Below are 15,938 nucleotides of genomic sequence, written 5' to 3' on the forward strand. Positions count from 1 at the left end.
CTATAGCAGCCCTACGGCGGACAAGATGGCGCGGAGGATGGAGCTTACGACCGCAAGGGAAATCGCCCCCAGCAGAGCACTCCAGATTCCCCATTTAAGGCGAAACCCGTCTAGTAGGACAGCGGCTAGGCCAAAAATAACGGTGGCACTGATCAGGGGGATCAGGCCAAAGCTAATCACTCTGAAAAAGCCACTGAGGGGAAAGCTGCTGACAATACTAGTCAGCAGACCTATGATGCCACCCCCAATCAAGGCGGTCACGGGGCTGTCAATCTCAACGCCAAAAGGCAGCTTTGACACCACCAGCAGACCAATGGCCAGAACCAAAATGCTCAGAAGGAAAACAACCATGGTGAAAAATGATCCTCAATGTGCAAAACCCATGACAAACAGTTTAGTTTTGTCCGTCTGTTTGCTGCGTCTACTTAGCGATGGATTGGCATGTCTACCTAGCGACGGACTGCCATGAGAATGCGAAGCACATACCAAAATAGCAGCGCAACTGAGGCAAACAGTTCTAGGGATGCCGCCACATGTTGATGGGTGGCATAGTGATGCATCACCTTGGAGGTGTCGTAGAGGATCGCCACAGAGGCGAAAATCACCATGAACCCAGAGAACAGCAGGCCCAGGGTAAAGCCGAAGATCAGGCTACAGGCAATTAACCCTAGGGCCACGAAGCTGCCGATGGTCAAGAAACCTTGCAGAAAAGAAAAGTCGGTTTTGGTGGTAACTGCGATCGCAGTTAACCCCCCAAACATCAGCAGCGTCAGAATCGCCGCCATGGGGATCACATCTGGGCTGGAAAAATAGGCCGCGATGTAGAGCAGCGGGGCAAACAGAATCGCCTCTGCCGCCACGAAAATCCCCAGCCCCAGATACTCCTGCTCCCCAGACTTAGCCTGGGCGATCAGACTCCGGGCCAGCCAACCCAGGATGGCAAAGCCCCCCAGGAGTGCCAACCACATAAAGCGACTGCCCGCCAAAAAATTGGTCAGCGTCTCAGCAATTCCTGTGGTGAACAACAGAAACTCAACGGCGATAAAGGCAGCAACCGCCCCGGCTAAATGCAGATAGGTGCGGCGGATAAATAGAGCGCGATCGCTTGGGCGAGCTTGGGCAACAGTAATCATGGTGGTGTTGAAAGAACATAGCGGGACTAACGCCGCCCAACCCTAGGCCAACAGAGCCAGCAGACCCTCAGTGATCCCCGTCAGACCAACGGTCACCTCACCAACCCAGTACTGGGTCAGTCGCTGAGTGATGGGCAGGCTATCCAGAACCATCCCAGCGGACAGGGCCATCATGTACAGGATGGAATATTTGAACAGGGATTTGGCGATGTCGCGATCAGAGGGGGCCTGCAACAATTGCCATGCCTTCTTGACAAAAACGCTGCCCAGTCCCAGGGCAATCGCCAAATATAAGGCCCCCGTAGCCCCCAAAGGGATGGTCATCAAGAACGTGATCGGTACCAACACCAGGGTATAGATCCAAATCTGCTTGGCGGTGGCATCGTCTCCCACCACTACGGGCAGCATGGGTACCCCCACCTTGGCGTAGTCATCCTGGATCACCATGGCCAAGGCCCAAAAGTGGGGCGGCGTCCACACAAAGACAATGGCGAAGAATAGCCAAGCTGACCAAGTCAGCTCCCCCGTCACCGCCGCCCAGCCTACCAAGGGAGGGATCGCCCCCGCTGCACCGCCGATGACAATATTTTGGGGAGAGGACCGCTTCAACCAGTGGGTATAGACCAAGACATAGACAACTAAACCCGCCATCTCCAGCAATGCGCTAAGCAGGTTAACGGCCCAGCATTGGAGCGTAAAGGCCACTAGCGCTAGGACAATGGCAAAAATCAAGGCATCCCGCAATTGAATCCGCCCGGAGGGAATGGGGCGATGGCGGGTGCGCTCCATATCGTAGTCAATGTCGCGATCGTAAATGCAGTTGATGCTCTGGGCCGAAGCTGCTGCCAGGGTTCCCGTTAGCAGAGTAATCAGCAGCCGCACGGGATCCACCTGCCCCTGGGCCGCTACCCACATGCTGGCGGCGGTTTCAATCAGCAATAGGGGAATAATGCGGGGCTTGGTGAGCTGGCAGTAGCTGCGGCAGACCTGCCCAAAGGTTTGGTGATGACGACTAGAATCCTGCCAGGGCGGTGTGGTTTGCATGTAGGGGCAATCCTTAAGATGACTTCAGGGAGTGGGGGAGTGGGGGAGTGGGGGAGTGGGGGAGTGGGGGAGTGGGGGAGTGGGGGCGCGGTTTCCGCGCCCAATGCAGGGGATGACAGGTTACAAAACCGTAGGGTGGGCATCGCCTAGCGTGTTTACTTTGTGGAAATTTCGTTGCCCACCAATGCAAGCATTGTGCTCATACCCTCCCACCCTCATACCCTCCCACCCTTACATACTGTGGTCTTCGAGTGGCCTTGGGTCATCGCGCCAAGCTAGCACAGTGAAACTTACGAGTACTGCTAGTAGTGTTGCTCCCAGGGTGTGATGGGCTACTGTTAGCGGCTCCACCTGTAACCGCAGTTGCAACGTGATAATACCCAGCAAGATTTGAAATGCTAGGAGAATACCCGCTAGGTTCGCCAGACTCCGTAGCCGGGGATGCAGGGCTGGGGTGCGCCAAGCCTGGAGCACTAACACCACAGTAGCCAGGGTCGGGGGCACAACCCCCATCAGATGGCTATTCATCACCTGGCACAATTCCGCCATGCCCAGGCACTGGTGAGCTGCCCAACGGGAGCCCACCAATGCCCCTAGTAGGCATTGGATGTACACCAACCCGGTAGCTAAACCGCCCCAACCCTTCAGTGAGCCCGCTGTCCCTAAGCCTTGATGGGGAGTTAGCCCTAGACCAATTACCAACAGGGTAATGAAAAACGCCAGGGCGGTGCCGAGGTGAGCGGTCACAATATCGAAGCGCAGGAGTTGGGTGACTGTTAGTCCCCCGAGGCCCCCCTGAATGAGGATGAGGCTAACTGCCCCCAGGGCGGCCCCAGGTAGCCAACGGGGTAGGTCGTGGCGACACCACCAAGTCTGGGCGGCAAACCACAGGGACATCAGCCCAATCAGGGCAGCATCCAGGCGGTGAAACCACTCTAGAAAGACTTGGAAGTTCATCTGCTGGCGGGGCACCAGTTGACCGTAGCAGAGGGGCCAGTCGGGGCAGGCCAGTCCTGCGTTCATGACCCGTGTAGCGCTGCCCACCGCCATCAGAGCCAGGGTCGCGATCGCAAGCTTCCATACCAGGCGACGAATGCGATCTTGGGCCACACCGGAACCCTCAGGGGGGGCTAGGGACAGGGTAGCAGGGGAAGCAGAGAAAGGAATTTGTGCAGACATTTAGGGAAGGCGACTATTCCAGACAAGCCAAATCCAAGTCACCATTCAAGGGCTATTACCACAGCACCGTTGTTACCACGGGCCATTGTTAGCAAGGGATCAGAACCGCGAGTCGTGACTCTCCCGGTTCCTCTCCGCCCCGTCCAGGCAGATCCGACTCAGTTGCCTCCCACTTTAGAGATGGAAATCCTCTCACCAGAGAACGTTTAGGCTTTTTTTCGGAATCTATGGGAAAAATGAGAGACACCTGTAACAGATTGGCAATGTAACACAACGCTGATGCGGCTAAAGCCGTTGGATTGAGCTACGACTACGCCCGCTCCGTCGTGAAAGATTACAACCATACGATAAGCCTAATCATTTCGGGGGTATGCTACTTAAATTTAGGATTTTCCGACGCCGGGTAGGGCAGGTTTTGGGGTTCCCATTCTGGACTTCCCAATCAATACGAACCAAAACCGCCCCTACGGAATCTACCCCATCACCCTCTTCCCCTGCCCCCTATCCCCCAAAATGTCCCTACGGATGGGACTTTGTTGGTGTATAAATCCCTTGCCGTCTTAGCGCGGTTTTATGCGATCGCGATTACCTATGACCTTCCCGATCCAGGTGTATCAGATTACAGAATCGGCAAATGACAGCCAGAACCCTGGTGGGGTGAAAGTTGGGCAGGTTACGAACCCGACTCATCTGCCAGGTTGGCTAGAGGCAATGGGGCTGTCAGACCGCCGCCATACCTTGGTGGTTGTGGGGGGGGCTAGCGGCATGGATGCGGATCAGCAGATGCAACTTGAGACTTTGTTTCGGCAGGTTTTGGCACCGCTAGCGGAGGAAATGCAGCTCTATGTCGTGGATGGGGGTACGGATGCAGGGGTGATGCGGTTGATGGGGCAGGCCCGTACTGCCATTGGAGGCACCTTTCCCTTGGTGGGCGTGGCACCGCGATCGCTGGTGAGTCTTCCGGATCAGCCCATCGATCATCCTGAAGCCTCGATTCTGGAACCCCATCATACCCATTGTCTGCTGGTACCGGGAGACAAGTGGGGTGATGAATCTGTCTGGATTGCGGAGGTGGCCACGCTCCTCTCGGATTCCCATCAATCCCTTACCATTCTGATTAATGGGGGGTCGGTCACCGTTCAGGATGCCTACGCCAGCATCGACGCGGGCCGAGAAATTGTCATTATTGCCGGGACGGGACGGACTGCGGATGACATTGTCGAAGCCTTGACCTACCAAGTCTGTGGCAACAAGGTGGTGGCTCACCCTCGCATTGCTGGCCTGCTGGATGTTTCAGAGGAGCTACTGACCGCCATCGATCTAGACAACCATCCCGATCTCTTCCGGCAGGATTTGAAGCAATTGCTGCTGGGCTAGGTTGCCCCGCTACGGGCACAGACAGAAGCTCCCGCGATACTCTGGGATAAAGGCAGTAAGGTAATTTCCTGGCTATGCAGACGGCAGATTCCGCTTCCCCTTCCCAAACTGAAGCCCACACTAAAGTGCCCACCAGGATTCCCCACCCCCAGGGTTTTGATAGCCACCATCCCCCCGCTCAGCCCCTCATCGATGCCTGTGTCCACTGTGGCTTTTGCCTCACCACCTGCCCCAGTTATCGCGTCCTAGGCACGGAAATGGACTCGCCTCGGGGCCGCATCTATCTGATGGATGCCCTTAATAAGGGGGAGGTACCTCTATCTCCCGCTGCCGTAGAGCATTTTGACTCCTGCCTGGGCTGTCTGGCCTGCACCACTGCCTGTCCTTCTGGGGTGCAGTACGACCAACTGATTGCGGCGGTCCGGCCCCAGGTACAGCGCCAGCATTCGCGATCGCACTTCCAGCGGCTACTTAGGGGACTTATTTTTTCCCTCTTTCCCTATCCCGATCGGATTCGACTGCTCCTGGCTCCTCTGGCCCTTTACCAGGGCTTGGGGTTATCGAAACTGGTGCAGCGCACGGGGCTCTTGCAGCGGCTATCTCCTAACCTGGCGGCGATGGAAGCCTTATTGCCTACCGTTACCCCCCAGAGTTTCCAGGACAACTTGCCAGAGGTGGTGCCTGCCCAGGGCCAACAGCGCTATCGGGTGGGCATGGTGTTGGGCTGTGTCCAGCGGGTATTTTTCTCTGGGGTGAATGAGGCCACGGCGCGGGTGTTGGCGGCCAATGGCTGCGAGGTGGTGATCCCCAAAGCCCAGGGCTGCTGTTCTGCCCTGCCCGCCCACCAGGGGGAATCGGAGCAAGCGGCGAATCTGGCCCGCCACATGATCGACACCTTTGAGGCGGCGGCAGTGGATTACGTCATCATCAACGCCGCTGGTTGTGGCCACACCTTGAAGGAATATGGCCATATTTTGCAGGATGATCCGGAATACCGCGATCGCGCCCATGCCTTTTCCGCACGGGTCCGAGATGCCCAGGAATTTCTGGCCACGGTGGGGCTCACTGCCCCCCTCCATGCCCTCACCCCCGAGCCCCTGACCCTGGTGTACCAGGATGCCTGCCACCTGCTCCACGGCCAGAAGATCAGCCTGCAACCTCGGCAACTCCTAAAGCAAATTCCCCTAGTGCAGTTACGAGAACCCCTGGATGCCGCCCTCTGCTGTGGCAGTGCCGGGGTGTACAACATGCTGCAACCAGAGGTAGCAGAGGAACTGGGCCAGATGAAGGCCACGAATTTGGTGAGTACGGGAGCCGCCGCCATCGCCTCCCCCAATCCGGGCTGTGCCCTCCAAATTCAGCGCCACCTGCGCCGCCAGGGACAAGATATTCCCCTCTTCCATCCCCTAGAACTCCTGGATAAATCCCTACGGGGGGTAGGGCTGGGGGAATAGATGGGCTATCGGTGAGCTACAGGGCCATCAGATATTCACGCCGCATCCGCGCGATCGCGGCAATGGAAATTCCCTTCGGGCATACCGCCTCACATTCCCCATGGTTAGAGCAATCCCCAAAATCTTCTGCCGCCATCTGGGTCGTCATCAATACCACCCGTTGGTGTCGTTCTGGATGGCCCTGGGGCAACAGGGACAGGTGGGCCACCTTCGCGGCGGTGAAGAGGGAGGCGGAGGCATTGGGACAGGCCGCAACACAGGCTCCGCAACCAATGCAGGCGGCATAGTCAAAAGCGAGATCGCTATCCGCCTTAGATACCAGCAGCGCATTGGCCTCAGGAGCAGATCCAGCTTTCACCGAAATATAACCCCCGGCAGCAATGATGCGGTCAAAGGCAGAGCGATCCACCACCAGATCCTTAATCACGGGGAACGCCTTGGCCCGCCAGGGTTCCACCGTCAGGGTGTCCCCCTCAGCAAAGTGGCGCAGATAAAGCTGACAGGTCGCGGTTTGAGCCTGGGAGCCATGGGCCAAACCATTAATGACCACCCCGCAGGAGCCACAAATACCCTCCCGACAATCGTGGTCAAATTCCACCGGAGCCTGTCCCTGGTGGATAAGCTGCTCATTCAGCACATCCAGCAATTCCAAAAAAGACATATCCGGGTCCGCCTCGGCCACGGTGTAGCGCTCAAACCGTCCCACCTGCTCGGGGCCATCCTGTCGCCAAATCTTGAGATGAAGTTTCACAGCGTTGCCAACCTGCCTGTGGGGGACTTTCGGGGGATGTCTTTAGTTTAAGAGGAGGGGGGGTGTGAGTGATGGGGTGGGGGGGTGTTGGGGTGACAGGTGACAGGAATTTTGAGTTTTGAATTTTGAATTTAATATCCCGTAGGGGCGCGGTTTCCGCGCCCAATGCAGGATGCCGCCGTAGGGGCGGGTTTAGCTCGTGTCTACTGGGAAATCCCAAATGGGAGGATCAAAACCCGCCCTACCCAGTGCCGGGTGACCGATATTGATCTGGATCCGTAGGGGCAATCCCTTGCCTGCCCTGAGCATAGTCGTAGGGTGGTTGCCCTTGTTGCCGGGTGACCGATATTGGGGCGTGGGGGTAGGGGCGCGGTTTCCGCGCCCAATGCAGGCGGTGACTCAGGTGGTGGCGGCATCATTTCGGGGTACCTCATAGCGCAACTCCGCGAAGGCCGTACCAATCTGCCGAACGGAAACCAGGACAAGGGGCGGGCTCGTAACGCGCCGTGGGAATAGGGGCTTACCCTTCTGTAGCGTGACCGAACCGACCTGGACGATGACCTCGTCTAGCAGGCCAGCGTCGAAGAACTGACCAGCAAGATCTCCTCCGCCCACAATCCAGATGTTCTTCGAGCCTGCCGCTTTGCTCATTTCAGCGTGAACGGGTCGCACATCACCTTGGACAAAGTTCGTGTTCGCCCCTTCAATCGATGGAAGTCCTCGGCTGGAGAAGATCCAGGCGGGCTGGGTATAAGGCCATGCTGATCCCGTTTCGGCGGCCACCGTGTCAGAATGCCGTAGCATCCACTCGTAGGTTGCTGAGCCCATTGCCAATGCACCTACCTCGGCGATGAATGCGGGATAGCTCGTGTCGTCCACATCGCCCAACGGGAACAGCCAGTCTAGCGAGTCATCTTCGGTGGCGATGAATCCGTCAAGACTCGTCGCCGTGTAGTACTGAGTCTTCATTGTGGCGAGTACCTTCTAATTTCCAAATGACTTCGCAAAATCCGCTGTGGGCTGCACCGGGAATCTCCTCAGGTTTCGGCAGATTGAGCGATCTCCAGCAACTGAGTCAAACTCTGGCGGACGGACTCGTGGGTGTACTCATCATCGGGATGGGGAGACTGTCCGGGCTTCTGAAAATGGGGGCGCTCCCCCGAGAGTTGGCCCCATTTCATATCCACTTGCCACACCAGTTCATAGAGCACCGGAGGTTCCGCCAAAATATGGCTGAGCAGGTTCACCAAAGCTCCTAGGGGAAACTCCAAATGCTGGCTAATACCAGCGGCATCGGCCTGAACCCACTGGTGCAGGGTGGCCTGGAGGGCTCCGGGGACATCGATTAGATGCTGATTGATAAAGCCGTTTATTTCCAGTTGTGCCCTGACTAAACGCGGCAGGGTGGATTCTCCCTTGAGGAAGCCACTGCCCGCCCGTCCGATGGCATCCGCTAGGGAAAAAGTGCGCCCCGCCAGAATCTCCTGGGTGAGAGCTTGGTCCGCCGTCAAATCTGGATTGGCAGCGTTTGTATTGGTCGGGTCTGGAGAGTCTCCCATGGCGTACTAGTGCTCTGTCAAGTCTAAATTTGTAGATACTGTGTTAGCGCCTTAGGGTCAAGACTGCTGAGGCGCTAGCTTTTTGGGGTCAAATTCCTGTCCAGAGGACAAGACCGCATAGATCACACGAATGAGCTTGTGCATCACCGCCCCCACCACCGCCATCTTGTGCTTGCCATTGTCCAAGAGCCGTTGGCGAAAAGCTCTGACCTCAGGGCAATGACGCATCAGACTCAGCGCTGGGAAAAAAAGAGCTTCGCGCAGATGGGCATTGCCAATTTTGCACAACCGCGCCTTGCCATTGATAGAAGAGCCAGACTGATGCTCCTGGGGAGTCAACCCAGCAAAAGCCGCCAGTTGAGCGGCAGAGCCAAAGACCTTAATCGAGCCAATTTCCGCCAGGATAATGCTAGCGCTATGTTCAGCAATGCCAGTAATGGAGGTCAACAAGCGGCAGGGCTCCGCCAACGATTCCTCCCCTTGAATATGCTGCTGGCAGCGCTCCTTGAGAGCCTTAGCCTGTTTTTCGAGAAACTCGATATGGGCCTCAATATCCGTTCTCAGTTCCGAGTCACGACAGAGCTCAAGGCGATTTTTCTCTTGGGTGAGCATCTGCTCCAGCGCCTTCAGACGGCGGGTGAGGCTCTGGAGCTGGGCGATCGCCGCTGGCGTGGGATGCCACAGACTGGGCTGGATATCTCGACAAAAGCGGGCAATCAGGGCGGCATCAGCGGCATCGTTCTTGGTGCGGCTGAGTTGACTTTTGGCATACCCCTTGATGCGGGCTGGGTTGACGATACTGACCTGGTGGCCCTGCTCATGGAGATAGGTAGCTAAGTCATGGCCATAGATGTTGGTCGCCTCCAGACAGGCATGAATTGCCCCGAGAGCATTCCCTTGGAGCCAATGGCTCAACTGCTCAAAGCCGCTGGGGGTGTTGTCAAACTTGGCGTGTTTAGAGGATTTGCCATTACGCTTACCACCACTCAGTAAAGCTACGTCAAAGGTGGCTTTGCTGATATCAATACCGAGGAAGATGATGGGGGCTGTACTCATTGGACTGGCTCCAGAGAATAGAGGTTGGCAGGGGCTCAACAATCGCACTATCCTTGCTAAATTCGAGGTGCCCAGTCGGGCCGCTCATGATACTGTCCAGGCTGATTGGCGATGCCCTTGGGGGAGGGGGGAGGCTCAATGAATCTACGAAACAAGCTTGAAGGCTTGGGGTTGGGTTCGGAGTTCTCCCCTGACGGTCTGCTTCCAAAATAACTCTCGATGGCAGGCCGCTTACATACAAGGTTGGGTGCAGCGCTAGCGGAACCCAACATGGCCTACCGCTGTTGGGTTCCACTTCGTTTCACCCAACCTACGCAGACTCACAAAGGTAAAGTTGACAGACCACTAGTGGCGTGCGGGGATGCACTGGGTTCTATTCCGGCGTCTCTTCCGCCGCCGCGTCAGCCTGCTCCGCTTCTCGAATTTGCTGAGATCGCAACAGCGCCTGCTCACTATTTTGACGATAGGCAACCACCCGGTCCTGGGCCGTGCGGTAACGGGCATCTTCCGTCTCCACCTCCGCCATCAGGTCCGAGGCCCGCTGCCAACGGGCGGCCAAGTCCAGCCAAGCTGCCGCCGTCGTCGCATTCTGACCATCGTTCACCGCCAACTCCGCTAGCCGCACCGCCTGGACAAAAGGATCCTGCTGAGGCGGTACAGCAGGGGGAATGTCCACTGGCTCCGGTGTCACCTCCGCTTCCGTTGAGGCTTGGCCTAGGGACAAGGTAATACCCAGACGGTTTTTCACCGCCCATCCCACCAAGAGTAGAAAGAGACATAGACTGGCTCCCCCTAACAGTCCCCGCCAGAAATGCTGCCGTTGGAAATTGATGCGCTGAATCCGTTCCCCCTTGGGGATGGGGTAGTGAGACTTCGGTTCCCGAAGATCCTGCCAAAAGCGGGTGAAGGGGTTGGGCTGCTTAAGACTGATCACCTCTGACCACAACAGTTGGTCATCCACATTACGGGTGATCTCCTCCAGCCAGAGGAGTTGCTGTTCTCGCACAATGCGGCTGTAGAGATGGACCCGACGGATCTTGCGGGGAGACAGATCCTCCAAAATGGTGCGGACCCGCTCCACCACCTCCGTTTGGGGTAGTTGATCCACCGTCGGAGCCTCACAGAGCAATTGCAGCATGCCGTTGGCAATTACCGCCCGTGTGCGGATACCCTCCTCCACCAGGGTGTCGTTGAGCACCTGAATGATAGCCGCCACACTTCCCTGGCGGGCTTGGCCTCTAATATCGTTGACGGGAGTAGATTGGCTCATGGTGAGTAGCATTGTGGCCCCAAGAGGTCAGATGGTTTCCAGCACAACATGTCCCCACGGGATTCCCCTAGAAACAGAACCCTACACCGAATATTGATGTTGGGATGGGTCTCCTTTTCCCTGAAAAGCACCTCGGTCGAAGCTGATATTAGACCAGTTACGGACAATTGATCGAGAACTTTACAATCGCAACGTAATGATTCACTCCCCCCCGGCTAAACCGCTATCACCCTTGATTCCTCGTTCGAAGGTAGGGGGCGATGTGAACGGTTACATCGCAACTTCACATCCTATGTCAGGTTAGAGTGTTCCAGCCCAATATTGACCACTCGCTCACTGGGCATAGGACAGGCAAGGGATTGCTCCTACGGAATTAACCTCAATCTTGGATTTCCCGGCACTGGGTAGGGCGGGTTTTGAACCTCCCATCCTGGATTTCCCGACCAATCGGGATAGGGGAAAACCTCACGATCTCCCCCTCCCACACCACCCGGCGTGCGGGTCCGCACCGGGCGGTTCCTCAGAAAGGTTTAGAAGTCAAGATTCTTTCGACTCTGACTCCCAAAGCTGGCTACACCATTAAGCGCCGTTCCTATAGCTCCCCCGAACGGGTTCAACGCTCAGAACGAGCCCCGGTGGCTCCTCTCTGCTTTCCATGGTTCGGCCCTTCGCCCTGTCTGGTCCATTACAGACCAGCATTTGACTACTATGGCCTCGGCTGACTTCTGCCTCCGGCGGCGGTTGTTGCCAACCGTCGGGCCGCCTTGATGACCGTAGGGTTCTGTGGCTACCTGGCCGTTTCCGGCCAGACCTCAATCAGGCTCCCTTAGCCTCCAAAGCTGCCTTGAAGGCAGACCTCCCCAGATAAGAACGTGAACTGTCGGTGCACCGCCGCGTCATTTACCGTATCCCCTGAACCAAAAGGCTTTGTTGTGTTGTGCCAACTCGCCCTAGGGACTCGGCCTTCTATGACGTTTCTGTTCGTCGGCTCGCACTTTTGCCGCTGGCTTCCTTCAGACCCTTCCTCGCGGAAACACCCTTGCCTTAAGCTAGTGGTTGTCCATCTCTCGGCTCCTATGACTTGCGAGCATTTGGATGGCTGGTTCTCCCACAGGGGACTTTCACCCCATTAGTTCACGCCCATGCTGGGCGTACACAAGGTAGGGCGGGTTTTGAGCCTCCCATTCTGGATTTCCCGACCAACACGAGCCAAACCCGCCCCTAGGGCGACATCCTGCCTTGGGCGCGGAAACCGCGCCCCTACGGGTAATTCAAAACTCAAAACTCCTGTCACCTGTCACCCTCCCCGCTCCCGCATCCAAATGGGGACAGGTGCCAAAGTGGCGAATCTGCCAAAGATTACTGGTATGGCGAGCCATATCGGTCTGGGACCAGCGGCCCAAGTCTAGCTCGAATTCAAACAGGGCCGTATTGGCCATAGGGATTTGCCAGGTGCGATCGCACCCCATGACCTGCGCCACCAGATGCTCCAAAATCCACTGGTGGCTGATCACCCAAAGACAATCCTGATCCTGATGCTGAGTCAGCAAATTCTGGAGGAAAGCTTGGGCGCGATCTCGGCCTGCTTGAGGCGTTTCCGCCTCGGGGATAGGAATCCAATCCCGATTAGTTTCCAACGCCGCGCAGAGGTCAGGATACTGGGCTTGAGCCTGAGACCAAGTTAGCCCAGTAAAAATGCCCGCCTGAAATTCCGCGATCGCCGCCGTAGCCGTTACCACGATGGCCTGTCCCCCATTCTCTACCAGATGCGGGGACGCTTCCGCTGCGCCCCAGTCCTGGGGTAGCCCCGCCGAGCCCACCCCCACCCTTAACACAATATCCAGCGTCTCCACTGCCCGTTGCAGAGGGCTGGTATAGATGTGAGTGGGCGACCCCTGATTCCGAAGCCAGCAGGCTAGCTGCCCCACCTGGGTCCGGCCTCGGGCCGTGAGGCCATCCACCCCATGGCCCATCATCCGTCCCTCTTGGTTCCCCGTCGATTCCCCATGGCGAATCAGCAGAACTTTCATTGGTGCTAAGGGCTGTGGATAATCAAAGCCAGATTCCTGGTTATGGGGCAGTTACAGCCCCTAGCTTGATTCAGTAGGACGGGCGTGGTCATGCCTACCCCACAAGGGTTTCCTCCTTAATTGTCCACACGCCCTAGAACTTTTCAACCATCCTCTTACAATGGCTATCAGACCTTAACCTTTAGCCCCGCGCCTCAGTGCCATGATGCTGAAATCCACCACCCGCCACGTCCAAATCTACACGGCTGAATTGCAGAACGACGACTTCGTCCCCAGCGAGTCCGTCCTCACCCTGGATGTTGATCCCGACAATGAATTCAACTGGTCTGAGGACAGCCTCAAGCAGGTCTATCAGGAATTTGAACGGCTGGTGGAGGCATCCAGCGGCGCAGACCTAACCGACTACAACCTGCGCCGCATCGGGTCGGATCTCGAACATTTCATTCGGACCCTATTGCAACAGGGCGAAATCAGCTACAACATTCGCAGTCGCGCCATCAACTACAGCATGGGGCTACCCCAGGTCGTTGCCAAACCCGACGCCTAGAATCCAGTGGCAGAAACACTCTCCAGGTTTACTAGGGGCTGTGGACAATCAAAGCCAGGTTCCTGGTTATAGGGCGGTTACAGCCCCTAGCTTGATTCAGTAGGGCGGGCGTGGTCATGCCTACCCCGCAAGGGTTTCCTCGTTAATTGCCCACACGCCCTAGGGCGGAGCGCACCGTCCCCTCCACATGCCCTTGTCCCCTCTGCAAAAGCCCGTGATTCATTGCTTTAACCCCAACTGTCAGGCTGCTAATGGCGACTCCCACACCGTCTGCCAAAAGTGTCATTGGCCCCTAGTTCGAAGGTTTCTCTGGGCTGTGGGGGTGGGAGCCGATCAGCTTCCCCCAGGCACGCTGTTGGCAGGACGCTATCGGGTTGTACAGTCTCAGATTCTCCTAGATATTCACCCTTCGCGACCCCCCATTTCGCTAGAGGATGTGCCCGCCGAGGCCCTACCCTACCTCTACCTGTCTCCCCATCTCCGGACCATTCCCCGACCCTTCGCCTTAGTCGAGTCCCCCACGGGTTCCGGCTCGCTGCTGCTACTGGAAGAGGTGCCGGTACAAACAGCACCGGATCCAGCCCAGCCTCCCCTAATCCTGCCTAGCTTGATCGAGGCTTGGCCCTCTGCCAGTGCTATCCACCAAATCTCCTGGCTGTGGCAGGTGGCCCAGCTCTGGGAACCCCTCCAGGGTCAAAAGGCGATCGCCTCCCTTTTCCAGCAGGATCTGGTGCGGGTAGATGGTGCGGATCTACGCCTCCTAGCTCTGGAGGTGGATTTGGCAGAGACCTCGGTGGATCTGGTGGCCTTGGGGCAGCAGTGGCAGGAGCTAATCAGTGAGGCCCAGCCCCCATTGCGTCCCTACCTAGAAGCCCTGATCCAAGGACTCCGGCAAGGGGCCTTTACCCCATACTCCCTCCAACAATCTCTGCTCCAAGCCCTAGAGCAACTCACCGTTCCGGCCCAACGCCTCGTCCAGTTTGTCACCTACACCGATAAGGGGCCTACCCGTCAGCGCAACGAAGATGCCTGCTATCCTCCCTCGGGTACCGTCGGTGCAAGCCCAGTGGTCGCCGCCCAGGTGAATGGCCGTAATCCGGCACCATTACTACTGGTCTGTGACGGCATCGGCGGGCACCAGGGGGGCGACGTAGCCTCGCGTGTGGCTATTGAAACTGTAACCCAGCACCTCCAGCACCTTTTGGCTACGCCCAATCTATCCCATGCCACTCTAGCAACGGCCCTAGAGCAAGCGGTTCTCCAAGCCAACCAAACCCTATCAGAACAAAATGATCAAGCCCAGCGCCAAGCCCGAGATCGCATGGGCACCACCCTCGTCATTGCCGTTGTCTACGGAGCCCGTTTTTACCTAGCCCACCTCGGAGACAGTCGAGCCTACCAGATTCGCCCCGGAGGCTGTCGCCAGATCACCCTTGATGACGATGTGGCCAGTCGAGAAATGCGCCTAGGCCATAGCCTCTACCATGAGGCCCTGCGAAATCCGGGTTCCGGCTCCCTGGTGCAGGCCATCGGCATGGCAGATTCCCAGTACCTCCATCCCACCGTCCAGATGCAGGTATTGGCAGAGGATAGCTTGGTGCTGATCTGTTCCGATGGCCTCAGTGACAACGATCTCGTGGAGCGGCTGTGGTCCCAGGAACTCCTGCCGGTGCTTCAGGGAAGCCCTTCCGTAGAGATCGCCGGTCAACGCTTGATTCAGCTTGCCAATACCCACAACGGCCACGACAACGTCACCTTGGGGCTGCTCCGCATGACGGTGCCCTCGGCAGAAACCCTACCCACCCTAGAAGCCACCCTGGCCATTCCCAAGGTGGAAACCACCCCTTCAAAGTCCAGTCGGATGGCTGCTCCTTCCCCGTCCGCGTCCCGCACGAAGCGCCACCTGCGGCTCCTGCCCCTGCTGCTGAGCGGGATTGTGGTTACGGCCCTCGGGGCTGGAGCCGCATTGGCCTGGTGGAATTGGGGCCAACCCCGCCTGCGACAGTCCGCATCTACCCCGACCGGAGCGGGCCAACCCCTGTCCCCTGCCGCCGCTCCCCCTGGGACGCCAGCGGGGGTGACTGATCTTGCCGTGGGGGAGGTGCTTCAGGTGCGATCCCCAGTTCCCCCGTCACAGTCTGGTAGGCTGACCTTGGTTCCCGAAATTCCTGCCTCTCCCCCACCCGATGCCCTCACGCAGCCTGCCTTGGTTCTGCCTGTGGGGAGCACAATACAGATTGTCACCCGCCAAAAAGAACCAGACAATCAGCTTTGGATGCGGTTAAAAGTCTGTTCTATTCCGTCCGGGGAATCTTCATCAGGGGCCTCTTTCGGGGAACCCTCAAGTATTGGGGTTACCAATCAACCAGGGAGTAACCTGCCCAGTGGCGGTGGTCAAGGGCCGATTTCCCAGGGAGATAACGCCCTTCGGTTTGCCCAGCCCGGAGATGAGGGCTGGATTCTAGAAACTACCGTTCAGCCAACGGTACAGCGCCTCACCCCCCAGGACGGCACCCCCAATGCCTGCTCCTAGGCTCC

At 57.5% G+C, this 15,938-nt stretch carries 14 protein-coding genes; 4 read left to right on the plus strand and 10 right to left on the minus strand.

The annotated features are described in order from the left end of the window. The 4 genes from LEP6406_RS0222790 to LEP6406_RS0222805 all read right to left on the minus strand — a co-directional run bounded on the left by LEP6406_RS0222790 (position 1) and on the right by LEP6406_RS0222805 (position 3,356). The gene (locus LEP6406_RS0222790) at positions 1 to 351 is read right to left on the minus strand and encodes a phage holin family protein (protein WP_008310102.1); all 351 of its coding nucleotides are present in this window, start codon (positions 349 to 351) and stop codon (positions 1 to 3) included. Positions 352 to 449: 98 nt separating this feature from the next. Next, on the minus strand, positions 450 to 1,133 hold the full coding sequence (locus tag LEP6406_RS0222795; RefSeq protein ID WP_008310105.1) for a Bax inhibitor-1/YccA family protein: 684 nt from the start codon (positions 1,131 to 1,133) through the stop codon (positions 450 to 452). Positions 1,134 to 1,175: 42 nt separating this feature from the next. After that, positions 1,176 to 2,177 carry a heme o synthase gene (locus LEP6406_RS0222800; RefSeq protein ID WP_008310107.1) on the minus strand — a complete coding sequence of 334 codons (1,002 nt, stop codon included), beginning with the start codon at positions 2,175 to 2,177 and terminating at the stop codon, positions 1,176 to 1,178. A 231-nt stretch (positions 2,178 to 2,408) separates the two neighbouring features. Further along, positions 2,409 to 3,356 carry a COX15/CtaA family protein gene (locus LEP6406_RS0222805; RefSeq protein WP_008316773.1) on the minus strand — a complete coding sequence of 316 codons (948 nt, stop codon included), beginning with the start codon at positions 3,354 to 3,356 and terminating at the stop codon, positions 2,409 to 2,411. A 591-nt stretch (positions 3,357 to 3,947) separates the two neighbouring features. Between LEP6406_RS0222805 and LEP6406_RS29380 the strand changes: the two genes are divergently transcribed. Both LEP6406_RS29380 and LEP6406_RS0222815 read left to right on the plus strand, forming a co-directional pair. Next, a complete protein-coding gene (locus LEP6406_RS29380) occupies positions 3,948 to 4,733 on the plus strand; it encodes a hypothetical protein (protein ID WP_008316775.1) in 786 nt (261 codons plus the stop codon). A gap of 74 nt (positions 4,734 to 4,807) precedes the next feature. Continuing rightward, positions 4,808 to 6,187, plus strand: coding sequence for a (Fe-S)-binding protein (locus LEP6406_RS0222815; RefSeq protein ID WP_008316778.1), 1,380 nt, complete (start codon positions 4,808 to 4,810; stop codon positions 6,185 to 6,187). A gap of 16 nt (positions 6,188 to 6,203) precedes the next feature. Here the strand turns inward: LEP6406_RS0222815 and LEP6406_RS0222820 are convergent, their stop codons facing one another. The 6 genes from LEP6406_RS0222820 to LEP6406_RS29385 all read right to left on the minus strand — a co-directional run bounded on the left by LEP6406_RS0222820 (position 6,204) and on the right by LEP6406_RS29385 (position 12,853). Continuing rightward, a complete protein-coding gene (locus LEP6406_RS0222820) occupies positions 6,204 to 6,938 on the minus strand; it encodes a succinate dehydrogenase/fumarate reductase iron-sulfur subunit (RefSeq protein WP_008316780.1) in 735 nt (244 codons plus the stop codon). A gap of 399 nt (positions 6,939 to 7,337) precedes the next feature. After that, entirely contained in the window at positions 7,338 to 7,907 is a 570-nt protein-coding gene (locus LEP6406_RS0222830; protein WP_008316784.1) for a dihydrofolate reductase family protein, read from the minus strand. A gap of 68 nt (positions 7,908 to 7,975) precedes the next feature. Then, complete coding sequence (locus tag LEP6406_RS0222835) at positions 7,976 to 8,497, minus strand: hypothetical protein (RefSeq protein ID WP_008316787.1); 522 nt, start codon at positions 8,495 to 8,497, stop codon at positions 7,976 to 7,978. 57 nt (positions 8,498 to 8,554) lie between these two features. After that, entirely contained in the window at positions 8,555 to 9,553 is a 999-nt protein-coding gene (locus LEP6406_RS0222840) for an IS110 family RNA-guided transposase (RefSeq protein WP_027268693.1), read from the minus strand. Between the two features lie 373 nt (positions 9,554 to 9,926). Then, positions 9,927 to 10,823, minus strand: coding sequence for a hypothetical protein (locus tag LEP6406_RS0222845; RefSeq protein WP_036031485.1), 897 nt, complete (start codon positions 10,821 to 10,823; stop codon positions 9,927 to 9,929). Positions 10,824 to 12,094: 1,271 nt separating this feature from the next. Continuing rightward, positions 12,095 to 12,853, minus strand: a complete 759-nt coding sequence (locus LEP6406_RS29385; protein ID WP_008309245.1) for a histidine phosphatase family protein — start codon at positions 12,851 to 12,853, stop codon at positions 12,095 to 12,097. Positions 12,854 to 13,055: 202 nt separating this feature from the next. Between LEP6406_RS29385 and LEP6406_RS0222855 the strand changes: the two genes are divergently transcribed. Both LEP6406_RS0222855 and LEP6406_RS29390 read left to right on the plus strand, forming a co-directional pair. Further along, positions 13,056 to 13,400 (plus strand): NAD(P)H-quinone oxidoreductase subunit M, encoded by a 345-nt coding sequence (locus LEP6406_RS0222855; RefSeq protein WP_008309244.1) that lies wholly within the window; start codon positions 13,056 to 13,058, stop codon positions 13,398 to 13,400. Between the two features lie 187 nt (positions 13,401 to 13,587). After that, positions 13,588 to 15,933 carry a PP2C family protein-serine/threonine phosphatase gene (locus LEP6406_RS29390; protein ID WP_008309241.1) on the plus strand — a complete coding sequence of 782 codons (2,346 nt, stop codon included), beginning with the start codon at positions 13,588 to 13,590 and terminating at the stop codon, positions 15,931 to 15,933. Positions 15,934 to 15,938 lie beyond the last annotated feature (5 nt).

The organism is Leptolyngbya sp. PCC 6406 (assembly GCF_000332095.2).
Taxonomy (GTDB): domain Bacteria; phylum Cyanobacteriota; class Cyanobacteriia; order Phormidesmidales; family Phormidesmidaceae; genus PCC-6406.